This window comes from Pseudomonas sp. Pseusp9 (genome assembly GCF_059491265.1).
Map to the genome: position 1 here is coordinate 715,491 of NZ_CP168500.1, position 24,258 is coordinate 739,748.

Genomic DNA, 24,258 nt, shown 5'->3' on the forward strand with positions numbered 1-24,258 from the left:
TTGCGGGACTTGATCTGTGGACTGCGGTGGCACCTCAGGGTTCTGTTTTTTGCGGTAATGCTGTCGGTTCTGGCAGCAAGCACTAAAAAAGGCGCATGAATGCGCCTTTTGTGGGGTTCTGCTCAGGTCGCCCTAGCCAGGGTAACGCGGTCCACCAGATAGACTAGCCCGTGGTAATCAATGCCGCCATGTTGCGTCAGGCCAATCTCACAAGTGCGACTGGTGGAAATCCCCTCGCTGCATTGCTGCACCGCGTCCTTGAGCGTGCGCAGCGAATGGGCGTTGAGTTGCGGCGTGGTGAAGCCCTTGTCGCCAGCGAAGCCGCAGCAGTGAATACCTTCGGGAATGACCACGTTTTTGCTGCACTTGCGCGCCAGGTCGATCAGCGCCTGGCTTTCCCCCAGGTGTTGGGTGCTGCAGGTCACGTGCACGGCGATCGGTGCCTCCTGAGGCGTGAATTCCAGGCGGTCCATCAGGTGCGTGCGGATGAAGCGCACCGGGTCGTACAGGTCCAGGCGGGCCTCACCCAGGTCCTGAACCAGGCGCAAGGTGCAGGGGCTGGTGTCGCAGTAGATCGGGTCGAGCCCGCCGCGGCTGGCGTGCAGCAAGGCGCCAATCAGTTCCTGGCGTTTGTGTTCGGCTTGCTCGGCGTAGCCTTTGGACGCGAACGGCTGACCGCAGCACAGGCTGTCCAGGTTGTCCGGGAAAACCACCTGGTAACCGGCCTTTTCCAGCAGGCCGCGGGTCTTGTCGTGCAGCGACATTTGCTCCTTGTCGCCCGCCGCCGGCCCCATGGCCCGTGATACGCACGCGGCCAGGTACACCACCCGCGGGCGCTCATCGCTGATCGCCGGGCTGAAGCGAATCGGCCGTTCAGGCTGAGGCATCGCGTTGGTCCACTGCGGAATTTGCCCTTTGGACAGTTTGCTCAGGGTTGCGGAAAACTTTGCCAGTCGCGGCGCTCCCAGCAACAGGCGTGCGCCATTGGCGACGTGCAGGGTGAAACGCGCCCCTTGCAGTGCCGTGGCGAAATGTCCTTCAAGCCAGTTGGCGGTTTTCGTATGCGTTGCCTTGCGGCTACGCAGCTTTTTCACCAGCTCGCCGGTATTGATGCCGACCGGACAGCGTTGCGCGCACAGGCCGGTGGCGGCACAGGTGTCGATGCCCTGGTATTCGTACGCGGCTTCGAGTTCGGTGGTATCGATGCCGGCGCGTTGTTTCGCCTGAATGTCGCGCCAGATCACAATGCGTTGGCGCGGGCTCAAGGTCAGGCCTTTCGACGGGCAAACCGGTTCGCAGAAGCCGCATTCGATGCACTTGTCGACAATCTCGTCGGCAGCCGGCAATGGCTTGAGGTGCTTGAGGTGGATCTGCGGGTCTTCGCTGAGCACCACGTCCGGGTTGAGAATGCCGTTGGGGTCGAGCAGACGCTTGAGTTGCCACATCAACTGGTAGGCATCGCTGCCCCATTCCAGTTCGACGAACGGCGCCATATTGCGCCCGGTGCCGTGTTCGGCTTTCAGCGAACCGCCGAACTCCACCGCCACCAGTTGCGCCACGTCGTCCATGAACGCCTGATAGCGTGCGACTTCTTGCGCGTTGTTGAAGCCTTGGGTGAAGACGAAGTGCAGATTGCCTTCCAGTGCGTGTCCGAAAAGGATCGCTTCGTCGTAGTGATGTTTGTCGAACAGCTCGATCAGGCGGTTGACGCCGATGGCCAGTTGTTCGACCGGGAAGGTGACGTCTTCGATGATCACCGTGGTGCCGGTCTTGCGCACGGCGCCGACGGCAGGGAAGGTGTCTTTGCGGATGGCCCAGAGGCGGGCGTTTTCCTGCGGGTCTTCAGTGAAATCGACCTGCTTTTCGACCGGGAACGCTTGCAGCGACGCCATGATCTGCGCCAGTTGTTCGTGCAGCAAGGTGGTCGACGCGGCGCGGGACTCTATCAGCAAGGCGCAGGCATTGTTCGACAGATGCTGTACGAAAGGTGGCATGCCGGGTTTGTCCTGCACTGAACGCAGGCTGCGGCGGTCCAGCAGTTCCACGGCCGATACCGGTTGGCTCTTCAATACGGTGACGGCGTTGCAGCAGGTCTCGACATCGGGGAACACAATCAGGGCCGAGGCCTTGTTCGGGTGGTCGATCACTGTGTCGTAGGTCACCGCACTGATGAACCCGAGCGTACCCTCGGAGCCCACCAGCAAGTGGCTCAAGATATCCACAGGCTCGTCGAAATCCACCAGGGCATTGAGTGACAGGCCGGTGGTATTTTTCAGACGGTATTTGTGGCGGATTCTCGCAGCCAGTTCGGAATTGGCGCGGGTCTCGCGCCCCAGCGTCGCCAGGCGCTCCAGCAGCGCAGTATGGCTTTGGCGAAACGCCGCGACGCTGGCGGTATCTTCAGTGTCGAGACGACTGCCATCGGCCAGTACCAGGCGAATGCCGGCCAGGGTGTGATAGGTGTTTTGCGCCGTGCCGCAGCACATGCCGCTGGCATTGTTGGCGACGATGCCGCCGATTTTGCAGGCGTTGATCGAGGCCGGGTCCGGGCCGATCTTGCGGCCGAACGGCGCCAGCCAGGCGTTGGCCTGGGCACCGATCACGCCGGGTTGCAGGCGGATTTGCGCGCCCTGGCCACGGATCTCGCGACTGTTCCAGTTATCCCCCAGCACGATCAGCACCGAGTCGCTGATTGCCTGACCGGACAAACTGGTGCCGGCGGCGCGGAAGGTCACCGGCACCCGGTCGCGTTGTGCCAGTTGCAGCAGTGCCACCACTTCGTCTTCGGACTCGACGCGGATCACCAGTTGCGGAATCAAACGATAGAAACTGGCATCGGTGCCGAAGGCCAGGGTCGACAGCGGGTCGTCGAAACGTCGCTCTGGAGGAATCAGTTGCTGTACATCACGCAGGAAAGCGGCCGGTAGACTCATTGGTCCTCCAGGATCAACACCACCAGGTCTTTCGGACCGTGGGCGCCGTATGCCAGCACTTGCTCGATGTCGGCGGTTTTCGACGGGCCGGACACCAGCAACGCATTGGTCGGCATGCCTTGTGCCCATTCGAACTCCTGCTGCACCTGATAGAAGTTGTCGCGGATTTCGCTGGCCCTGAGCAGGGCGAAATGCACCGGTGGCGCGAGGCTCATCAAGCGCGGTTCTTCCCGGGTCGGCCAGATAATCAGACTGCCGGTTGCCGCGATGGCGCCGAGGGTGCCGGTCAGACTCGCCGGTGTGTCGTTGAACAGCTCGGCTTTCCATTCCTCAACCGGGCGGTCGTAGGCCTTGAGCATTGGCAAGCCCGGATTTTTCGCCCAGTGCTGGGTGATCTGTTGACCGTGGGGCGTGGTCGGTGCGATCAGCAGGCTCGGCAACTGGCGGTCCCGCAGCAATTGCGCGAGTAGCGTCGGCCACTCTTCGCCGGACGTCAGATGGATTTCCGTGTGCACCGCTTCCATCAGCTTGCGCAATTGCGCAATGCGTTGCTCAGGCGCGTAGGTGTAAGGCTGGGTCACCAGATCGACATCAAAGTTGTCGGCCACCGGCGTGGTGCCTGTCAGACTTTTACGCAGTTTGGCGAGGATGTTTTGCTTGGCGCTCATCAGCGGTCTCCCTGTTTGGCCAAGTGCTCGCGGGCCATGTCATGCAGTGAGCGGGCGGCGGGTTTTGGTGCGCTATGGTTTTGCGTCCAGGGGCCGACATTGCTCGGCGTGAGGGCGCGCAAACGGGTGGCGAAGAACCCGAACAGGCGATACAGCGTCGGCGAGCTGTTGAGCTTCGCCCAGGCGTTCCAGATGAACCGTTCCTTGCGCGAATACTTGCTGCCCTGGCCGCGCATCACTTGGTTAGGACTGTCCGGGGCCTTGACGTTTTCTTCCCGCAGGCGCCGCAGCAGTGCAGGGATGGGGATTTTTACCGGGCAGACTTCTCCGCAGGCACCGCACAGCGAAGACGCGCTCGGGTGATCCGGGACTTTCGCCAGGCCAACCATGTGCGGGGTGACTATTTTTCCGATAGGGCCGGGGTAAACCTCTCCATAGGCATGGCCGCCGATTCGGGTATACACCGGGCAATGATTCATACAGGCGCCACAGCGGATGCAGTTCAGGGTCTGGCGCAATTCGCTGTCGGCAAAGGCCTGGCTGCGACCATTGTCGAGCAGCACGAGGTGCACTTCCTGCGGGCCGTCGAGTTCATGCGCCTTGCGCGGGCCGGAGATCATGTTGACGTAAGTGGTGATCGGGATGCCCAGGGCCGAACGGGTCAGCAGTGACAGCAGCGGCACCACGTCGCGCAGGTTTTCCACGACTTTTTCGATACCGGTGACGGCGATGTGCACCGGCGGCACCGTCGTGGTCATGCGGCCGTTGCCTTCGTTTTCCACCAGCAACAGGGTGCCGGTTTCGGCCACGGCGAAGTTGACACCGGAGACGCCGATATCCGCTTCGAAGAATTTCTGCCGCAAGACCTTGCGACCGATCTGAATGAGTTGGTCAACGTCCTTGGTGTATTCCACCCCAAGTTTGTCGTGGAACAAGGACGCGACCTGACCGGCATTCTTGTGGATCGCCGGCATGATTATGTGTGAAGGCTTCTCGTGGTCGAGCTGGACGATGTATTCCCCCATGTCGGACTCCAGGCATTCAATGCCTTGAGCCTCGAGGAAATGGTTCATCTCCATCTCTTCGCTGACCATCGATTTGCCCTTGATCACTTGCCGCCCCTCGTGAGCGCGGATGATCGAGAGGACGATGCCATTGGCTTCGTCCACCGTTTCCGCCCAGTGCACTGTCACACCGTTGCGAGTCAGGTTCTGTTCCAGTTGCTCGAGCAGCTCGGGCAACTTGGATAACGCACGGGCACGGACTGCATTGCCCAGCGCGCGCAAATGTTCTCTTTCATGGGCATCGCTGAAAGCCGCTGCCCGTTTGCTCATCAGTGAATCCATCGCCTTGCGGAAGTTGCTTCGCAATTGCGCGTCACCCAACGCCTGGTGGGCGCGGGTGCGGAAATCTTCTTCTACGGCAACCGTAGGAATAATCGTGGAAGTGCTCATCGGGCACCTCCGGTACGCTGCCAGAGGAAACTGGCCAGGTGCTGGCCGCGCAACGCTTCCTGCTGTTTTTCCAGCGAGCCGTTGATGTTCATCAAGCAACCGCAATCGGCACTCAACACCTTGTGTGCGCCGGACTCCTTCAACGCCCGGGTCTTGTCAGCCACCATCGCGCCGGAAATGTCTGGCATACGGACGCTGAATGTCCCGCCAAAGCCACAGCACTCACTTTCGTGATCGTGATTGACCCGCTCCACATTGCTCAACTGCGACAACAATTCGCGGCCATGCAGGTGGGTGTTCATTTCACGGCGTGCCGAGCACGAGGTGTGCAGCGCCACTTTTACCGGTTCGCCTTTGTCCTTGAGCTGCACCTTGCAGACAAACAACAGGAACTCGGCGAGTTCATAGGTTCTGGCAGCCAGCGCCTGAACCTGTTTCAACGTGTCCGGCTCGTCCTTGAACAAGTCGGCATAGTGTTCGCGCAACATTCCGGCGCAAGAGCCAGATGGCACCACCACCGGATAATCCCCGGCAAACAACGCCAGTTGCGAGCGCGCCACGGTCCGTGCCTGCTCGGTGTAACCCGAGGTGTAGGCCGGTTGGCCGCAGCAGCTTTGCCCTTGCGGGTACTCGACACGAATGCCTTCGCGCTCAAGCAGGTGGATCGCATCCATCCCGGCTTCGGGGTAGAACAAGTCGACCACGCAGGTCCCGAACAGGTAGACCCGTGACGGTTTCTCGCTGGGGTATTGCCGAGGCTCGGGCAGTGGCGGAGCGACACGGGTCGCATTCGGCACAGCGTTGTAAAAAAGCTCGCTCATCAGGCGTGTCTCCGGGTGGTCCCGGTTATCCGTCCGCTGAGGCTGCTGAATATAGAGAGAGTTGCTTTCAGCAGCCTTACAGACCGGGTTGTGAATTGCTGACGCCGGAATCACGGACCGGCGTCGGTTATTTCCATGTCGCTTGTAGTCTTCTTGTAGGTATCAGTGCACCAACATGCCGGTGAACCAGTAGGCCTGAGCCAAAGTGATCAAGCCGACAATCGTTGCAAAGAATAGGCTGTGCTTGAGGGTGAAGCGGAACAGATCCGATTCTTTGCCCACCAGACCGGTCGCGGCGCAGGCTACGGCGATCGACTGTGGCGAGATCATCTTGCCGGTTACGCCGCCGCTGGTGTTCGCCGCCACCAGCAAGGTGTCGTTGACACCGATCTGGTGCGCGGTGGTCGCTTGCAGCGAACTGAACAGGGCGTTGGACGACGTATCCGAACCGGTGAGGAACACGCCCAGCCAGCCGAGGAACGGCGAGAAGAACGGGAACGCCGCGCCCGTCGCCGCCAGTACCAGGGCCATGGTCGAGGACATGCCCGAGTAGTTGGTGACGAAGGCAAACGCCAGCACCATGCCGATCGACAGGATTGGCCAGCGCAGTTCGTAGAAGGTCTCTTTTAAAGTGGTCAGACCAGTTTTGAAATTGACCTTCAGCACCAACATCGAGATCAGCGCCGAGAAGAAGATCGCCGTACCGGTGGCGGAAATCGGGTCCAGTTTGAACACGGCCGCAATGGCGGTTGGCGTCGCCACGATCGGCGCGGTCTTGATGACCAGTTGATCCAGATGTGGAATGGCAAAGTTGAACACGAAGCTGTACATCGAACCGCCGGCGGCAAACATGGCCTTGAACGGCTTCAGGGTCCAGATGGTGACCAGTACGGTGAGAATCAGGAACGGCGACCAGGCCTTGAAAATTTCCCCAAGGCTGTAGGGCGATGCCACGGTGGTGCGCTTCTGGCCGAAACCACCGACGCTGGCGCTGACTACTGAGGCCGATACAGCGCCCACGATGTGTTGGCCGGCGGCGCGTTTCGGTTGCCAGACCTTCAGGAACAGGGTCAGGGCAATCAGGCTGGCCAGGGCCGAGGTGATGTCCGGCAGTTCCGGGCCGATGAAGTTCGAGGTGAAGTACTGGGTCACGGCAAAACTCAAGCCGGCCACCAGGGCCGCCGGCCAGGTTTCCCGCACGCCGCGCAGGCCATCCATCATGAACACCAGCCAGAACGGCACGAACATCGACAGCAGTGGCAGTTGGCGACCGGTCATGGCGCCGATCTTGAAGGCGTCGATGCCGGTCACTTGCCCGGCAACAATGATCGGAATACCCAGGGCGCCAAAGGCAACTGGCGCGGTGTTGGCGATCAGGCACAAGCCGGCGGCGTACAACGGGTTGAAACCCAGTCCTACCAACAGGGCCGCGGTAATCGCCACCGGTGCGCCAAAACCGGCCGCACCTTCGAGGAAGGCACCGAAGCAGAAACCGATCAGCAGGACCTGCAGGCGCTGGTCATCGGTGATCGACAGTACCGAACTGCGGATGACTTCAAACTGGCCACTCTTGACCGTCAGTTTGTAGAGGAATACCGCAGCCACAATGATCCAGGCAATCGGCCACAGGCCATAAGCGAAGCCATACCCGGCAGCGGCGAACGCCATATCGACCGGCATGTGGAAGGCAAAGATCGCCACCAGAATCGACAAGGCCAGTGTGATGCTGCCGGCGACATGCCCTTTGAGGCGGAACACGGCCAAGGCCAGGAAGAAAAACACGATGGGGATAACGGCTGCGAGTGCGGACAGGCCGAGGCTGCCGAGCGGGGTATAGAGCTGTTGCCAGGTTTGCATATGGGGTGGCCCCTAATTGTTGTTGGTCAGGCACTGATCAGCGTTCTTGGTTAATTGGTAATACCAATTTACAATCGCTGTTGGCTAGGGTAAAAGCCTTGTAGGCGGTGTGTCAATTTGCCGCCCTAAAACTTTTGTCGAATGCAAAGTGCGCAGGCTGTCTGTCTGGTATGACCAAATGCGCAGCGGCAGGTGCCGGCGGGGCGCCGATAGGCCAGAATAGAGCCCCGGCGAGCCGTCGGATCGTGGAGAAATCGAGTTATGGGGTTTGATCAGATTCGTCAGCGCCGTTTGTCTGACGATATTGTCGAGCAGCTTGAGGGCATGATCCTCGAGGGCACGTTGAAGGCGGGTGAGCGCTTGCCGGCCGAGCGTGCGTTGGCCGAACAATTTGGCGTATCACGCCCTTCGCTGCGCGAAGCCATTCAGAAACTGACAGCCAAGGGCTTGCTGGTCAGTCGCCAGGGCGGCGGCAACTATGTGGTGGAATCATTGGGGAGCACCTTCAGTGATCCTTTGTTGCATCTGCTGGAAAGCAACCCCGAGGCACAACGCGATCTGCTGGAGTTTCGCCATACGCTGGAAGCGTCCTGCGCCTACTACGCGGCGCTGCGTGCCACTGATGTGGATCGCGAGCGACTGACCGCGGCATTCAACGAATTACAGGACTGCTATTCGCGTCACGAAGAAGCCAGCCGTGCCGAAGAGGGGGCGGCGGACGCAAGTTTTCACCTGGCGATCGCCGAGGCCAGCCACAACGCCGTGTTGCTGCACACCATTCGCGGGCTGTTCGACCTGCTCAAGCGCAACGTGGTGACCAACATCGGTGGCATGTACAAGCAGCGTACCGAAACCCGCGACATGTTGATCACGCAGCACCGGGAGTTGTATCAGGCGATTATCGAAGGGCGGGCGGAGCAGGCGCGGGAGGTTTCCAGCCGACACATTTTGTATGTGCAGGAAGTGCTGGAAGAAGTGCGTCAGGAAGTGCAGCGCATGGCCCGGGCGGAGCGGCGCAAGGGGATGTAGCCAGTCGGTTTTGTATGGCTTGTGGGATTGCTTTCGCGGGCAAACCCGCTCCCACGGGTACATCGAAACCCTGTGGGAGTGGGCTTGCCCGCGAAGGGCGTTACTCTTCCTTGCCCTTGTTGCGCACTGCGCGCTGCAACTCGCGACCGGCGTCGCGTTCGCGCTCGGTATCACGCTTGTCGTATTCCTTCTTGCCCTTGCCCAGGGCGATCTCGCACTTGACCATGTGCTTGCTCCAGTACCAGGACAGGCACACGCAGGCGTAACCCTTTTGCTGCACAGCGGCAGAGAGCTTTTCCAGCTCGCGGCGATTGAGCAGCAATTTACGGGTGCGCACCGGGTCAGCGATGACGTGGGTGCTGGCGGTCGTCAGGGGCGTGATGTGACTGCCGAGCAGCCAGGCTTCGCCATCCTTGAGCAGTACGTAGCTGTCGACCAGCTGCAACTTGCTTGCCCGCAGACTTTTTACTTCCCAGCCGGCCAGGACCAGACCAGCCTCGAACCGATGCTCGATGAAGTAATCGTGTCGCGCCTTTTTATTTTGCGCGATGGTCCCTGTTGGGTGTTTCTTCTGTTTAGCCATAGGGGCGGCATTATAGGGAGTTGCACGCGAGTCGGCTACGGTGTTGCTACGTGCTTGAGCAGGTTGATTGAATCCCGGACAATGCGGCCTCTTTTTTGAACGCCGGGCGTGATAGCAATGTCGACAGACAAGGTTTCAGTCCATGGCAGTTGGGCTAGCCGCTGGGTCTTCATACTCGCCGCGACCGGTTCGGCCGTGGGGCTGGGGAGTATCTGGAAATTCCCGTACATGGTCGGCGTCTATGGCGGCGGCGCCTTCGTGCTGATGTTCCTGGTTTGCATCGCGCTGATTGGCATGCCGGTCATGCTGGCGGAAACCCTGATCGGCCGGCGTGCCCGGCACAGCCCGGCCAATGCCTTGAAGGCGCTGGCGATTGAGGCGGGGCACTCGGGCAAATGGTCCTGGGGCGCATTTGCCGGAATGATCACGGCATTGCTGATCCTGTCTTTCTACAGTGTGGTTGGCGGCTGGTCGCTGGACTACATCATCGACATGGGACGTGGCGACTTTCAGGGTACAACGCCGGATCAGGTGGGGGCTTACTTCGGCAATGTCATCGCCGATCCCTGGCGCCTGACACTCTGGCACACGATTTTCATGCTGTTGTCCGCGGTGGTGATCGCCAAGGGCGTGGTTGCCGGGCTTGAGCGCAGTTTGCGCATCATGATGCCGTTGTTGTTCGTGATGGTCCTCGTGCTGCTGGGTTACAGCATGACCACCGGCCATTTCATGGACGGTGTGCATTTCATGTTCGACTTCCATCCGGAAAAGGTCCTGGACGGTTTGTTGCCCGCGATGGGGCATGCGTTCTTTTCCCTGAGCGTGGGTGTAGGCTCGATCATGATCTACGGTGCCTACATGCCAAAGGATTCGTCGATATCGGGGACTGTCGTTGGCGTGGCGCTGCTCGACACCTTCGTGTCCCTGGTGGCAGGCCTGGCATTGTTTCCGATTGTTTTCGCGGCGGGCCTGAATCCGAGCGAGGGGCCGGGGTTGATGTTCGTCAGCCTGCCGTTTGCTTTCGGTAACGTTGCGTTCGGGCAACTGATGGGGGTGGTGTTCTTCGTGCTGGTGGCGGTCGCTGCCTGGAGTTCGGCGATTTCCCTGCTTGAGCCGATGGTGGCCTACCTGGTCGAGCGCACTAAAGTCAGTCGTGCATGGGTCACGTTCTGGTTGGCTTTCAGCTGCTGGGTTGTTGGCCTGGGCACGGTGTTCTCCTTCAATATCTGGAAGGAGGCCAAGTTCTTCGTGAGCGAAGACGGGATGTTCCACCTCTACCAGTGGGGAGCAACCGGTGGCCTCGACTTCTTTGGTGTGATCGATTTCTTTACCTCGCGACTCATGCTGCCGCTTGGCGGTTTGTGTTTCGTGGTGTTTGCGGGCTGGATCATGGGGCGTGAAGCGGTACGCGACGAGTTGTCGATCCGTAATCCTGCGCTGTTTGGTCTGTCCTTGTTCTTGATGCGCTATGTTGCGCCCATCGGCATCCTCGTAGTGTTTGCCGCCCAGCTGTGGAAGTAACGCTGACATGACAACACACATTTCACGTTCGGCCTTGCTGCCGTATCCGGCACAAGCGCTGTATGACCTGGTCAACGACGTGGCTCGCTATCCGGAGTTTCTGCCGTGGTGCTCGGCGGCCGAAGTCCTGGAGAGCTCGCCTGAGCATATGCGGGCGAGCGTTGGCGTGGCGAAGGGTGGCCTCAGCCAGCATTTCGTGACGCGTAATACCCTGGTTCCTGGCCAATCGATCGAAATGAACCTTGAGGAAGGCCCGTTCACTCAGTTGCATGGCATCTGGGTGTTCAAGGCGTTGACCGACAAGGCTTGCAAGATCAGCCTGGACCTTTCATTCGATTACGCAGGGCCGATTGTTCGCGCGACCCTGGGACCCTTGTTCAATCAGGCGGCCAATACACTGGTGGATGCATTCTGCCAGCGGGCCAAGCAAATACATGGTTGAGGCGGATATCGGGGTTGAGGTGGTGTATGCCGCCGTTGATCGCCAGGTGCTTGCGCCGGTGAAAGTGCCAGCAGGAACGACTGTTCGTGCCGCTTTGCTGAAATCCGGTATAGGTCAGGCATTTCCTGAGCTGGATCTGGCCGGGTGTCCTGTGGGAATCTTCGGTAAGGTCGTTGTCGATCCCGACAGCCGTTTGGTTCAAGCGGGGGATCGCATCGAGATTTATCGGCCGTTGCTGGCTGATCCGAAAGAGGTTCGCCGACTGCGTGCGGCCAAGGCTGCCGAGGCGAAGGCCCGGAAGCAGTAAGTCGCCGAACGCCAGACAATAAAAAGCCCGGACATGCCGGGCTTTTTATTGCGTCGCAAATTATTGCGGCGAGGTTTCCAGTGGTCGCGGCGTCGGGACCGGAACGGTTTCTACGCCGTCGACGTCCTTCTGGATCTGGTCCAGCAACGAACCTGGCTTGACCGGCTTTTCCGGTTTTGGCTTTTCGACGTTTTCCGCCGGGGCAGCCACTGTCGTGCCGCTGTCCTTGCCGAGAATGGCTTCGTCGCGGCTCACGCCTGGCATGAAATCACCGGAGAGGCTGACAAGCTGATCATTTGGGTTGAAGATAACGCTGATGCGTTCTTGCTGGCGTTCACCGCCACCTGGTTGCAGGCTGTACAGATAATCCCAGCGATCGGCATGGAACGTGTCAGTCAGCAGAGGGTTGCCCATGATAAACCGTACTTGCTTGCGGGTCATTCCCGGGCGTAACTGGTCTATCATGTCCTGCGTGACGACATTGCCCTGCTGGATGTCGATTTTGTAAACCCCGGGGAATGAACAACCGGCGAGTGCGAGCAGTCCCACAAAGGTGAAACTGGTTAGCAAGAGCTTGGTGTTTTGCATCGGTGGGCGACTTCCACTATCTTGGCTGGGACAACGTAAACGCCGATCATACCCGCATTAAGAGAAGCTGCGAAGCAGCATCGCGAGAAAGCTGACCATGGTTGAAAATAGCGAACTACGCAAAGCCGGCCTCAAAGTGACCCTGCCACGGGTCAAAATTCTGCAAATGCTCGATTCCGCCGAGCAGCGCCACATGAGTGCCGAGGATGTCTACAAGGCCCTTATGGAGGCTGGTGAGGACGTCGGTCTGGCCACGGTTTACCGTGTTCTGACCCAGTTCGAGGCAGCTGGCCTTGTGGTGCGACACAACTTCGACGGAGGCCATGCGGTCTTCGAGCTGGACGACGGAAAGCATCACGACCATATGGTCAACGTCGAAACCAGCGAAGTGATCGAATTCTTCGACGAGGAAATCGAGCGGCTTCAGAAAGCAATCGTCGACAAGTATGGCTTCGAGATGGTTGATCACAATCTGGTGCTGTACGTGCGCAAGAAAAAGTAAGCATGTCGCGCGAACATCGGTTCGCGAAACGAACGAAGGCGACCCCAGGGTCGCCTTCGTGCTTTCTGCCTCTATCTATTCAAGCTTTTGCGGCAACCACCATTTTCCTGGCGTGAGCCAGGGATTCCTTGGTGAGGTCAATGCCGCCGAGCATCCGCGCGACTTCTTCGACGCGGTCGTTTTTGCTCAATCTGGAAACGGCTGTACGGGTGGCATCCTCACCGCGCACCTTGTGCACGAATAGATGCTGATGACCTTGCGCTGCCACTTGCGGCAAGTGGGTCACGGTCAGTACCTGCCCGCGCTCGCCGAGCCTGCGTAGCAACTGGCCGACGATTTCTGCGGTCGGACCGCCAATGCCGACGTCGACTTCGTCGAACACCAGGGTCGGGACACGGGAAGTCTGTGCGGTGATTACCTGGATCGCCAGGCTGATCCGCGACAGTTCGCCGCCGGATGCCACTTTCGCCAGGGCCTTCAGCGGCTGGCCAGGGTTGGCGCTGACCAGCAGTTCTACCTGTTCCAGGCCATTGGGCAGAAGTTCATCGCTGCTGTTGGGGCGCAATTCAATGGTAAAGCGCCCGCCAGGCATACCCAGACGCTGGATTTCCTGCTCCACGGCGCCGGCCAGGCTGTTCGATGCCTGATGCCTTAGATCGCTCAGTTCCCTGGCCCTTTCCTGATAGTGCCGGGCATAGGAAGACAGCTCATCGCTCAGTCGCTCGATGGATTCGTCGTTGGCGTTCAGGGTTTCGATTTCATCCAGCAGCTTCTGTTGCATCTCGGCAACTTCGGTTGGCTGGATGCGGTGTTTGCGTGCCAGGGTGTAGATCGCGTCGAGGCGTTCTTCAAGGTATTGAAGGCGCGACGGGTCGGCGTCGAAATTGTCGAGGAAGCGGTTCAGTTCACCTACGGCCTCTTCAACCTGGATCTGTGCACTGGTCAACAAGCTGCTGGCTTCACCCAGCGCACCGATCGAGCTGTTCACGCTCGACAGGCGGTTGAGGCTGGCGGTGAGAGCGTTGAGGACATTCCCCGAATCACTTTCACTGCATTGCTCGACGACTTGTCGGCAGATTCCCAGCAGGGTTTCGGCGTTGGTCAGGTTCTTGTGTTCCTGTTCCAGCTGCTCCAGCTCGTTGTCGCCAAGGCCGAGGTTTTCCAGCTCCTCGAGTTGATAGCTGAGCAGCTGATGACGGGCGCGTTGCTCGTCGCCGGAGTTGGAGAGTCGCTCCAGCTCCTGGCGGGTCTGGCGCCAGCGTTGGGCGGCGAGTTGAACCTGGCGGGCAAGATCCGTCGCGCCGGCATATTCATCGAGCAGGCGACGGTGGGTATCGGTCTTGAGCAGGGATTGGTGTTCGTGCTGGCTGTGAATGTCGATCAGCAGCTCGCCCAGCGCCTTGAGGTCGCCAAGCGGGCAGGGCGTGCCGTTGATGTAGCCACGCGAGCGTCCTTCGGATGTGATCACCCGGCGCAGGATGCACGGGCCGTCGTTTTCGAGGTCGCGCTCGGCCAGCCAGGCGCTGGCTTCCGGAATGTCGGCCAGATCAAAGGTGGCCAGGATGTCGGCCTTGTCCGCGCCGGGGCGGACCACGCCGCTGTCGGCGCGATCACCCAGGGTAAGGCCCAGCGCGTCGAGCATGATCGACTTGCCCGCGCCGGTTTCCCCGGTGATCACGCTCATCCCGCGATCGAGTTCGAGATCGAGATGTTCAACGATGGCGTAGTTGTGTACGGACAGGTGCACCAGCATATGGGCCGCTCCCAGGTGTTAAGTCTGGTTATTTATACAGTGTTTTGTTTCTGGCTGACAATGCCCCTCGTTAGCTCGATTGGCTTGGTCCGACGAAACCCTTATCGCCGGCGGGAATGACAATGCGGTTATTTTTTGTAGGGTTAATGATCGGGCCCCCCTTGAAGCCGGATTTTGCGGCCCCATATAGCTGGGCAGAAGCGCGAGTCGAGCTCGCGGACGATATTGAAAGGAGAAATCTATGGCTGACGAACAGACAGTGGATACGCAAAACCCAGACGCCAACCAGGCGCCCGAGGCTTCGGGTGAAGACCTGGCGGCTCGTGTACAAGTGCTCGAAGAGCAACTGGCAGGCGCTCAGGATCAGGCTTTGCGTGTAGCCGCCGATCTGCAGAACGTCCGCCGTCGCGCCGAGCAGGATGTAGAGAAAGCTCACAAGTTCGCGCTGGAAAAGTTCGCCGGCGACCTGCTGCCGATCGTCGACAGCCTGGAGCGCGGCCTGGAACTGTCCAGCCCGGACGACGAAAGCATCCGTCCGATGCGCGAAGGCATCGAACTGACCCTGAAAATGTTCCACGACACCCTCAAGCGTTATCAGCTTGAAGCGATCGATCCGCATGGCGAACCGTTCAATGCCGTTCAGCATCAGGCAATGGCCATGCAGGAAAGTGCCGATGTCGAGCCGAACAGCGTTCTGAAGGTGTTCCAGAAGGGCTATCAGCTCAATGGTCGTCTGCTGCGCCCGGCGATGGTCGTGGTCAGCAAGGCGCCTGCGCCGGTTTCGCCCTCGATTGACGAGCAGGCTTGAAATCCGCCGCAAGGCCCCCATTTATAAGTCAAGCGTTTAAGTGCTACCGCAGTTAGCCACCACTGCTGCGGCAACCAAATCCAAAGTTTCGGGAGAGTGAACATGGGCAAAATTATCGGTATCGACCTGGGGACTACCAACTCCTGCGTCTCCGTGCTGGAAAACGGCAAGGCAAAAGTTATTGAAAACGCTGAAGGCGCGCGTACCACGCCGTCGATCATCGCTTACGCCAACGATGGCGAAATTCTGGTTGGCCAGTCGGCCAAGCGTCAGGCCGTGACCAATCCGCACAACACCCTGTATGCGGTGAAGCGTCTGATCGGTCGTCGTTTCGACGAAGAAGTCGTGCAGAAAGACATCCAGATGGTCCCTTACAAGATCGTCAAGGCTGACAACAGCGACGCCTGGGTTGAAGTGAACGGCCAGAAAATGGCACCGCCACAAATCTCGGCTGAAATCCTGAAGAAGATGAAGAAGACCGCCGAAGACTACCTCGGCGAGACCGTGACTGAAGCGGTGATCACCGTTCCGGCCTACTTCAACGACAGCCAGCGTCAAGCGACCAAGGACGCCGGCCGCATCGCCGGTCTGGACGTAAAACGTATCATCAACGAACCGACCGCAGCCGCTCTGGCTTACGGTATGGACAAGGCGAAGGGCGATCACACCGTGATCGTTTACGACCTGGGCGGCGGTACTTTCGACGTTTCCGTGATCGAGATCGCTGAAGTCGATGGCGAGCATCAGTTCGAAGTACTGGCCACCAACGGTGACACGTTCCTGGGCGGTGAAGACTTTGACATTCGTCTGATCGACTACCTCGTCGACGAATTCAAGAAAGAAAGCGGCATGAACCTCAAGGGCGACCCGCTGGCCATGCAGCGCCTTAAAGAAGCTGCTGAAAAAGCCAAGATCGAACTGTCCTCGAGTCAGTCGACCGACGTGAACCTGCCGTACATCACTGCAGACGCTACCGGTCCTAAGCACCTGAACGTGAAGATCTCCCGCGCCAAGCTCGAAGCATTGGTGGAAGACCTGGTTCAGCGCACCATCGAACCTTGCCGCATCGCGATGAAAGATGCCGGTATCGACGTTGGCGCGATCAACGACGTGATCCTGGTGGGCGGTCAGACCCGTATGCCACTGGTTCAGAAGCTGGTAACCGAGTTCTTCGGTAAAGAAGCTCGTAAAGACGTGAACCCGGACGAAGCGGTTGCCATGGGCGCTGCCATTCAGGGCGCGGTACTGGCCGGTGACGTGAAGGACGTTCTGCTGCTCGACGTCAGCCCGCTGACCCTGGGTATCGAAACCATGGGTGGCGTGATGACCGCGCTGATCGAGAAAAACACCACGATTCCTACCAAGAAATCGCAAGTGTTCTCGACTGCCGACGACAACCAGGGCGCCGTGACCATTCACGTGCTGCAGGGCGAGCGTAAGCAAGCCGCACAGAACAAGTCCCTGGGCAAGTTCGACCTGGCTGACATTCCACCAGCTCCACGTGGTGTGCCGCAGATCGAAGTGACCTTCGACATCGACGCCAACGGCATCCTGCACGTAGGTGCGAAAGACAAGGCTACCGGCAAGACTCAGTCGATCGTGATCAAGGCCAACTCCGGTCTGTCCGACGAAGAAATCGAGCGTATGGTGCGTGATGCCGAGGCGAACGCCGAGGAAGACCGCAAGTTCGAAGAGCTGGCCACTGCCCGCAACCAGGGTGATGCACTGGTTCACTCGACGCGCAAAATGGTTGCCGATGCCGGCGATAAAGTGACCGCTGAAGAGAAGACTGCAATCGAAGCGGCAGTGGTTGCCCTGGAAGCCGCTGTTAAAGGCGACGACAAGGCTGCTATCGAAGCCAAGGTTGAAGAGCTGTCGAAAGTCTCCGCTCCAGTGGCGCAAAAGATGTACGCCGAACAGGCTCAGCCTGCTGAAGGCGCGGCACCGCACGACGACAAGGCGCAAAAGGCTGACGACGTTGTCGACGCCGAGTTCGAAGAAGTGAAAGACCACAAGTAAGTTGTTGGTCGGCCGGTTGACTGCCTTTGGGCGGTGACTGGTAGGATGTCGCCGCGCGGGAGCTTGCTCCCGCGTTGGCGTGTCTGGAATACGCGAATTTTTACAGCATGCGACATCGTTCGCGTGGTGGTGGTATGGCCGGGAATGCTCCTGCTTTTCGAGCCGCAAGTACCGCATTGAATCAAAGACCAGGATCGTTGAATTGACGTGAGTTGGGTCCGGGCCTGTATTGGGGCTCAGCGAGTTCGGCAGACTCAGGAGGGTTTTGTCGGACGTCCTCAAGAGTGCAAAGACTTATGGCAAAGCGTGACTATTACGAAGTGTTGGGTGTTGAGCGTGGCTCAAGCGAAGCGGACCTGAAAAAGGCCTACCGTCGCCTGGCGATGAAGCACCACCCGGACCGTAATCCGGATGACAAGGCGTCGGAAGAGAAATTCAAGGAGGCCAACGAGGCCTACGAAGTGCTGTCGGATTCCGGCAAGCGCGCGGCATACGACCAGTACGGTCATGCCGGTGTCGACCCGAGCATGGGTGGCGGCGGTGCCGGGTTCGGCGGTCAGAACTTCTCCGATATCTTTGGCGATGTCTTCAGTGATTTCTTCGGTGGTGGTCGCGGCGGTTCCCGTGGTGGCGCTCAGCGCGGCAGTGACTTGCGCTACACCCTGGAACTGGACCTCGAGGAAGCGGTGCGCGGTACGACCGTGAACATCCGCGTTCCGACGCTGGTCAACTGCAAGCCTTGCGACGGCTCCGGTGCCAAGAGAGGCTCTTCACCGGTGACCTGCCCGACTTGCGGCGGTATCGGCCAGGTGCGCATGCAGCAAGGTTTTTTCTCGGTGCAGCAGACCTGCCCGCGCTGCCATGGTCAGGGCAAGATCATTTCCGATCCATGCGATTCCTGCCACGGCGAAGGTCGTGTCGAAGAGTACAAGACCCTGTCGGTGAAAGTGCCGGCCGGTGTCGATACCGGTGACCGCATTCGTTTGTCCGGCGAAGGCGAGGCGGGTGCTCAGGGTGGTCCGACTGGCGACCTGTACGTGGTGATCAATGTACGTGAGCACGCGATCTTCCAGCGTGACGGCAAGCACCTGTTCTGCGAAGTGCCGATCAGCTTCGTCGACGCTGCGCTGGGTGGCGAGCTGGAGATTCCGACCCTTGACGGTCGCGTCAAGCTGAAGATTCCTGAGGGTACTCAGACCGGCAAGCAGTTCCGCGTTCGTGGCAAGGGTGTTGCACCCGTGCGCGGTGGCGGTGCCGGTGACCTGATGTGCCGTGTGGCGGTCGAGACTCCGGTCAACCTGAGCCGTCGCCAGCGCGAAATGCTCGAAGAGTTCCGCAGCTCGCTGGCGGACGACAACAGTCACTCGCCGAAAACCACTGGCTGGTTCGAAGGCGTCAAGCGCTTCTTCGGCGATCTGTAAGGAGTCGGCATGCGACGTATTGCTGTGATGGGCGCTGCCGGGCGCATGGGTAAAATCCTGGTCGAGGCCGTGCAGCAGCGCGCGCCTCTGACCGGTCTGACGGCAGCCGTTGTGCGCCCTGGCAGCACGCTGATTGGCGTGGATGCGGGTGAGCTGGCTTCGCTGGGGCGCATTGGCGTGCCGCTGACCGGAAGCCTGGAGTCCGTGGCGGAAGAGTTCGATGTGTTGATCGACTTTACGCTGCCGGAAGTCATGCTGAAAAACCTGGCCTTCTGCCGCGAGGCAGGCAAGGCCATGGTGATCGGCACCACCGGGCTGGACGCTGCGCAGAAGCAGTTGCTGGTGGAGGCGGGCAAGGATATTCCCGTCGTCTTCGCTGCCAACTTCAGCGTTGGTGTGAACCTGTCGCTGAAGCTGCTCGATATGGCTGCTCGAGTGCTGGGTGATGAGGCGGATATCGAAATCATCGAAGCGCATCACCGTCACAAGATCGATGCGCCGTCCGGTACGGCCCTGCGCATGGGTGAAGTGATCGCTGGTGCGCTGGATCGTGATCTGCAAAAGGTCGCGGTTTATGGTCGTGAAGGCCATACCGGTGTGCGTGAGCGTGAAACCATCGGCTTTGCCACCGTGCGCGGTGGTGATGTGGTTGGCGATCACACGGTGCTGTTTGCCTGCGAAGGCGAGCGTCTGGAAATCACCCATAAAGCATCCAGCCGCATGACCTTCGCCAAGGGCGCGGTACGTGCTGCGTTGTGGCTGGACGGGCGCGAGCCTGGCCTTTATGACATGCAAGATGTGCTCGACCTGCGTTAAGATGCACCCGAAATCGGGCTCGCGCACAGCGTTTGAGCCCGGTTTTATTCCGCCAAGCGACGTCCTGTCGCATTCTCCAGCCTTTAAGGCTCATTGGCGGTAGACCAAAAATGCCTTTTTCTGTAAGCTACAGCTTTAGTGTGTCCACTAAAAGCGCGCAGAATAATTCAGTGAAGAAGCGGGGTGACGTGTCCATACGTCACTCCGCTTTTTTACAACCTGCGATCGCCCTTTCAGGCTTTATTTACGGGAGGTCTTCTTGACTAAGCCAGCCATACTCGCCCTTGCTGATGGCAGCATTTTTCGCGGCGAAGCCATTGGAGCCGACGGTCAAACCGTTGGTGAGGTGGTGTTCAACACCGCAATGACCGGCTATCAGGAAATCCTTACCGATCCTTCCTACGCCCAACAGATCGTTACCCTGACTTATCCGCACATCGGCAATACCGGCACTACGCCGGAAGACGCCGAGTCCAACCGCGTCTGGTCTGCCGGCCTGGTCATCCGTGACCTGCCATTGGTGGCGAGCAACTGGCGTAACACGATGTCCCTGTCCGACTACCTGAAGGCCAACAATGTTGTAGCCATCGCCGGTATCGACACCCGCCGCCTGACGCGCATCCTGCGTGAAAAAGGCGCGCAGAACGGCTGCATCATGGCCGGTGACAACATTTCCGAAGAAGCCGCCATCGCCGCCGCCCAGGGCTTCCCTGGCCTCAAGGGCATGGACCTGGCGAAAGTCGTCAGCACCAAGGAAAGCTACGAGTGGCGCTCGACTGTCTGGGATCTGAAAACCGACAGCCACGCGACCATCGAGGCCTCCGAGCTGCCGTACCACGTCGTGGCCTACGACTACGGCGTCAAGGTGAACATCCTGCGCATGCTGGTCGAGCGCGGTTGCCGCGTGACCGTCGTGCCTGCGCAAACGCCTGCTGCCGATGCACTGGCGCTGAAGCCGGATGGCGTGTTCCTGTCCAACGGCCCTGGTGATCCGGAGCCTTGCGACTACGCGATCCAGGCGATCAAGGACGTGCTGGAAACCGAAATTCCGGTCTTCGGTATCTGCCTCGGTCACCAGCTGCTGGCCCTGGCCTCCGGCGCCAAGACCCTGAAAATGGGTCACGGCCACCACGGTGCCAACCACCCCGTCCAGGATCTGGACAGCGGCGTGGTGATGATCACCAGCCAGAACCACGGTTTTGCCGTAGACGAAGCGACCCTGCCAGCCAACGTTCGCGCGATCCATAAATCGCTGTTCGACGGCACCCTGCAGGGTATCGAGCGTACCGACAAGAGCGCCTTCAGCTTCCAGGGTCACCCTGAAGCCAGCCCTGGCCCGAACGACGTAGCGCCATTGTTCGATCGCTTCATCAACGAGATGGCCAAGCGACGCTGATCGCTCGTCCTTGATGTAGCACAGCTTGAGGGCGGCCCCGATACCGGTGGCCCCCTCAAGTCAGAGATTGAACAAGACGGCTTGCCGACTGACCTGCGGATTTGAGTGACAAACCCATGCCAAAACGTACAGACATTAAAAGCATCCTGATTCTTGGCGCTGGCCCGATCGTGATCGGCCAGGCCTGCGAATTCGACTACTCCGGCGCCCAGGCCTGCAAGGCCCTGCGCGAAGAGGGTTACCGCGTCATCCTGGTGAACTCCAACCCGGCCACCATCATGACCGACCCGGCCATGGCCGACGCCACCTACATCGAGCCGATCAAGTGGCAGACCGTTGCCAAGATCATCGAGAAAGAGCGTCCGGACGCGCTGCTGCCGACCATGGGTGGCCAGACCGCTCTGAACTGCGCCCTGGACCTGGAGCGCGAAGGCGTTCTGGAAAAGTTCGGCGTAGAGATGATCGGCGCCAACGCCGACACCATCGACAAGGCTGAAGACCGCTCGCGTTTCGACAAGGCCATGAAATCCATCGGCCTGGCGTGCCCGCGTTCCGGTATCGCCCACAGCATGGAAGAGGCCAATGCGGTCCTCGAGAAGCTCGGCTTCCCGTGCATCATTCGTCCGTCCTTCACCATGGGCGGCACCGGTGGCGGTATCGCTTACAACCGTGAAGAGTTCGAAGAAATCTGCGCCCGTGGTCTGGACCTGTCGCCGACCAAGGAACTGCTGATCGACGAATCGCTGATCGGCTGGAAAGAGTACGAGATGGAGGTTGTCCGCGATAAGAAGGACAACTGCATCATCGTCTGCTCCATCGAAAACTTCGACCCGATGGGCGTGCACACCGGCGACTCGATCACCGTGGCTCCTGCACAGACCCTGACCGACAAGGAATACCAGATCCTGCGTAACGCCTCCCTGGCGGTACTGCGCGAGATCGGCGTGGAAACCGGTGGTTCCAACGTTCAGTTCGGTATCTGCCCGAACACCGGCCGCATGGTCGTGATCGAGATGAACCCGCGCGTATCGCGTTCCTCGGCACTGGCCTCGAAAGCCACCGGCTTCCCGATCGCCAAGGTCGCGGCCAAGCTGGCTGTGGGCTACACCCTCGACGAGCTGTCGAACGACATCACCGGCGGCAAGACCCCGGCGTCCTTCGAGCCATCCATCGACTACGTCGTCACCAAGCTGCCACGCTTTGCCTTCGAGAAGTTCTCCAAGGCTGATGCGCGCCTGACCACTCAGATGAAGTCGGTCGGTGAAGTCATGGCCATCGGCCGTACCTTCCAGGAATCCCTGCAGAAAGCCCTGCGCGGCCTGGAGGTCGGTGTTTGCGGCCTGGACGAGAAAGTTGATCTGGGCAACCCGGAAAGCATGAGCGTGCTCAAGCGCGAGCTGACCGTGCCGGGCGCCGAGCGTATCTGGTACGTGGCGGACGCAATGCGCGCCGGCATGAGCGTCGAAGACATCTTCGGCATGACCATGATCGATCCTTGGTTCCTGGTACAGATGGAGGACCTGATCAAGGAAGAAGCGAAGGTCAAGACCCTGGGTCTGACCAGCATCGACCGCGACCTGATGTTCCGCCTCAAGCGCAAGGGCTTCTCCGATATGCGCCTGGCCAAGCTGCTGGGTGTGACCGAGAAGAGCCTGCGCGCTCACCGTCACAAGCTGGAAATCTTCCCGGTCTACAAGCGCGTCGACACTTGCGCAGCCGAGTTCGCCACCGACACCGCTTACCTGTACTCGACATACGAGGAAGAGTGCGAAGCCGCACCATCGGGTCGCGACAAAATCATGATCCTGGGCGGCGGTCCGAACCGTATCGGCCAGGGCATTGAGTTCGACTACTGCTGCGTGCACGCGGCACTGGCCCTGCGCGATGACGGGTACGAGACCATCATGGTCAACTGCAACCCGGAAACCGTATCCACCGACTACGACACCTCCGATCGCCTGTACTTCGAACCAGTGACCCTGGAAGACGTGCTGGAAATCGTTCGCGTCGAGAAGCCGAAAGGCGTGATCGTCCAGTACGGCGGCCAGACCCCGCTGAAACTGGCTCGCGCCCTGGAAGCGGCTGGCGTGCCGATCATCGGCACCAGCCCTGATGCAATCGACCGCGCCGAAGACCGCGAGCGCTTCCAGCAGATGGTCCAGCGCCTGAACCTGCGTCAGCCGCCGAACGCCACCGTGCGCAGCGAAGACGAAGCCATTCGTGCCGCCAGCAAGATCGGTTACCCGCTGGTGGTGCGTCCGTCCTACGTACTGGGCGGTCGTGCGATGGAAATCGTTTACGAAGAAGAAGAACTCAAGCGCTACCTGCGTGAAGCGGTTCAAGTGTCCAACGACAGCCCGGTGCTGCTGGACCACTTCCTCAACTGCGCCATCGAAATGGACGTGGATGCGGTCTGCGACGGCAAGGACGTGGTGATCGGCGCGATCATGCAGCACATCGAGCAGGCCGGTGTTCACTCCGGTGACTCCGCGTGCTCGCTGCCGCCATACTCGCTGCCGGCGCACATCCAGGACGAGATGCGCGAGCAGGTCAAGAAAATGGCCCTGGAACTCGGCGTGGTCGGCCTGATGAACGTTCAGTTGGCGCTGCAAGGCGAAGACATCTACGTCATCGAAGTCAACCCGCGTGCTTCCCGTACCGTACCGTTCGTGTCCAAGTGCATCGGCGTTTCCCTGGCGATGATCGCAGCACGCGTGATGGCCGGTAAAACCCTGAAAGAGCTGGGTTTCACCAAGGAAATCATCCCGAACTTCTACAGCGTGAAAGAGGCGGTGTTCCCGTTCGCCAAATTCCCTGGTGTTGACCCGATCCTCGGCCCTGAGATGAAGTCCACCGGTGAAGTGATGGGCGTGGGCGATACCTTCGGTGAGGCGTTCGCCAAGGCCCAGATGGGCGCCAGCGAAGTGTTGCCGACCGGCGGTACTGCGTTCATCAGCGTACGTGACGACGACAAGCCGCTGGTTGCGGGCGTGGCCCGTGATCTGATCAACTTGGGCTTCGAAGTGGTTGCCACTGCCGGTACTGCCAAGCTGATCGAGGCTGCAGGCCTGAAAGTGCGCCGTGTGAACAAGGTGACCGAAGGTCGTCCGCACGTGGTCGACATGATCAAGAATGACGAAGTCACGCTGATCATCAACACCACCGAAGGTCGTCAGTCGATCGCTGATTCGTACTCCATTCGTCGTAATGCCCTGCAGCACAAGATTTATTGCACCACCACCATTGCTGCTGGCGAAGCCATCTGTGAGGCGCTGAAGTTCGGTCCTGAAAAAACCGTACGCCGCTTGCAGGATCTACACGCAGGATTGAAGGCATGAGC

The 24,258-nt window shown here is 59.7% G+C and carries 19 protein-coding genes; 11 read left to right on the forward strand and 8 right to left on the reverse strand.

Annotation, left to right across the window (positions count from 1 at the left end; translation table 11 throughout):
• Positions 1–122 precede the first annotated feature (122 nt).
• From ACEN8E_RS03120 to ACEN8E_RS03140, 5 genes are all read right to left on the reverse strand, one after another.
• A complete protein-coding gene (locus tag ACEN8E_RS03120) occupies positions 123–2,933 on the reverse strand; it encodes an FAD-binding and (Fe-S)-binding domain-containing protein (protein WP_495591396.1) in 2,811 nt (936 codons plus the stop codon).
• On the reverse strand, positions 2,930–3,601 hold the full coding sequence (locus ACEN8E_RS03125) for a LutC/YkgG family protein (protein WP_495591397.1): 672 nt from the start codon (positions 3,599–3,601) through the stop codon (positions 2,930–2,932). Before ACEN8E_RS03125 ends, ACEN8E_RS03120 begins: the two co-directional genes overlap by 4 nt.
• Entirely contained in the window at positions 3,601–5,055 is a 1,455-nt protein-coding gene (locus ACEN8E_RS03130) for a LutB/LldF family L-lactate oxidation iron-sulfur protein (RefSeq protein WP_495591398.1), read from the reverse strand. Before ACEN8E_RS03130 ends, ACEN8E_RS03125 begins: the two co-directional genes overlap by 1 nt.
• On the reverse strand, positions 5,052–5,876 hold the full coding sequence (locus ACEN8E_RS03135) for a (Fe-S)-binding protein (RefSeq protein WP_495591399.1): 825 nt from the start codon (positions 5,874–5,876) through the stop codon (positions 5,052–5,054). The genes ACEN8E_RS03130 and ACEN8E_RS03135 overlap by 4 nt, the downstream gene beginning before the upstream one ends.
• 162 nt (positions 5,877–6,038) lie before the next feature.
• Complete coding sequence (locus ACEN8E_RS03140; RefSeq protein ID WP_495591400.1) at positions 6,039–7,733, reverse strand: lactate permease LctP family transporter; 1,695 nt, start codon at positions 7,731–7,733, stop codon at positions 6,039–6,041.
• Positions 7,734–7,994: 261 nt separating this feature from the next.
• Between ACEN8E_RS03140 and ACEN8E_RS03145 the strand changes: the two genes are divergently transcribed.
• Complete coding sequence (locus ACEN8E_RS03145; RefSeq protein WP_495591401.1) at positions 7,995–8,762, forward strand: GntR family transcriptional regulator; 768 nt, start codon at positions 7,995–7,997, stop codon at positions 8,760–8,762.
• 100 nt (positions 8,763–8,862) lie between these two features.
• Here the strand turns inward: ACEN8E_RS03145 and smpB are convergent, their stop codons facing one another.
• Positions 8,863–9,345, reverse strand: a complete 483-nt coding sequence (gene smpB / locus ACEN8E_RS03150; protein ID WP_007988707.1) for an SsrA-binding protein SmpB — start codon at positions 9,343–9,345, stop codon at positions 8,863–8,865.
• A 117-nt stretch (positions 9,346–9,462) separates the two neighbouring features.
• Here smpB and ACEN8E_RS03155 point away from each other — a divergent pair, with 117 nt between their 5' ends.
• From ACEN8E_RS03155 to ACEN8E_RS03165, 3 genes are read left to right on the forward strand one after another with little or no spacing between them, the layout of a single operon-like run.
• Complete coding sequence (locus ACEN8E_RS03155) at positions 9,463–10,866, forward strand: sodium-dependent transporter (protein WP_495591402.1); 1,404 nt, start codon at positions 9,463–9,465, stop codon at positions 10,864–10,866.
• A gap of 7 nt (positions 10,867–10,873) precedes the next feature.
• On the forward strand, positions 10,874–11,308 hold the full coding sequence (locus ACEN8E_RS03160; RefSeq protein ID WP_413421623.1) for a type II toxin-antitoxin system RatA family toxin: 435 nt from the start codon (positions 10,874–10,876) through the stop codon (positions 11,306–11,308).
• The gene (locus ACEN8E_RS03165; RefSeq protein WP_495591403.1) at positions 11,301–11,615 is read left to right on the forward strand and encodes an RnfH family protein; all 315 of its coding nucleotides are present in this window, start codon (positions 11,301–11,303) and stop codon (positions 11,613–11,615) included. Before ACEN8E_RS03160 ends, ACEN8E_RS03165 begins: the two co-directional genes overlap by 8 nt.
• A 60-nt stretch (positions 11,616–11,675) precedes the next feature.
• On the opposite strand, the gene ACEN8E_RS03170 is transcribed toward ACEN8E_RS03165, so the two are convergent.
• Positions 11,676–12,203, reverse strand: coding sequence for an outer membrane protein assembly factor BamE (locus ACEN8E_RS03170; protein ID WP_007993578.1), 528 nt, complete (start codon positions 12,201–12,203; stop codon positions 11,676–11,678).
• Positions 12,204–12,300: 97 nt separating this feature from the next.
• Between ACEN8E_RS03170 and fur the strand changes: the two genes are divergently transcribed.
• Entirely contained in the window at positions 12,301–12,705 is a 405-nt protein-coding gene (gene fur / locus ACEN8E_RS03175) for a ferric iron uptake transcriptional regulator (protein WP_003197684.1), read from the forward strand.
• 79 nt (positions 12,706–12,784) lie between these two features.
• Here the strand turns inward: fur and recN are convergent, their stop codons facing one another.
• Positions 12,785–14,458, reverse strand: a complete 1,674-nt coding sequence (gene recN / locus ACEN8E_RS03180; protein ID WP_495591404.1) for a DNA repair protein RecN — start codon at positions 14,456–14,458, stop codon at positions 12,785–12,787.
• Positions 14,459–14,699: 241 nt separating this feature from the next.
• On the opposite strand from recN, the gene grpE reads away from it, so the two are divergent.
• From grpE to carB, 6 genes are all read left to right on the forward strand, one after another.
• Positions 14,700–15,266: a nucleotide exchange factor GrpE gene (gene grpE / locus ACEN8E_RS03185; protein ID WP_007988694.1), complete on the forward strand. Its 567-nt coding sequence runs from the start codon at positions 14,700–14,702 to the stop codon at positions 15,264–15,266.
• A gap of 102 nt (positions 15,267–15,368) precedes the next feature.
• A complete protein-coding gene (gene dnaK / locus ACEN8E_RS03190) occupies positions 15,369–17,285 on the forward strand; it encodes a molecular chaperone DnaK (protein WP_008018792.1) in 1,917 nt (638 codons plus the stop codon).
• Between the two features lie 296 nt (positions 17,286–17,581).
• The gene (gene dnaJ, locus ACEN8E_RS03195) at positions 17,582–18,706 is read left to right on the forward strand and encodes a molecular chaperone DnaJ (protein WP_495591405.1); all 1,125 of its coding nucleotides are present in this window, start codon (positions 17,582–17,584) and stop codon (positions 18,704–18,706) included.
• Positions 18,707–18,715: 9 nt separating this feature from the next.
• Positions 18,716–19,522 carry a 4-hydroxy-tetrahydrodipicolinate reductase gene (gene dapB, locus ACEN8E_RS03200; protein ID WP_495591406.1) on the forward strand — a complete coding sequence of 269 codons (807 nt, stop codon included), beginning with the start codon at positions 18,716–18,718 and terminating at the stop codon, positions 19,520–19,522.
• Positions 19,523–19,781: 259 nt separating this feature from the next.
• Entirely contained in the window at positions 19,782–20,918 is a 1,137-nt protein-coding gene (carA, locus tag ACEN8E_RS03205; RefSeq protein WP_495591407.1) for a glutamine-hydrolyzing carbamoyl-phosphate synthase small subunit, read from the forward strand.
• A 116-nt stretch (positions 20,919–21,034) separates the two neighbouring features.
• Positions 21,035–24,256 (forward strand): carbamoyl-phosphate synthase large subunit, encoded by a 3,222-nt coding sequence (gene carB, locus ACEN8E_RS03210; protein WP_495591408.1) that lies wholly within the window; start codon positions 21,035–21,037, stop codon positions 24,254–24,256.
• The last annotated feature ends 2 nt before the right edge of the window (positions 24,257–24,258 follow it).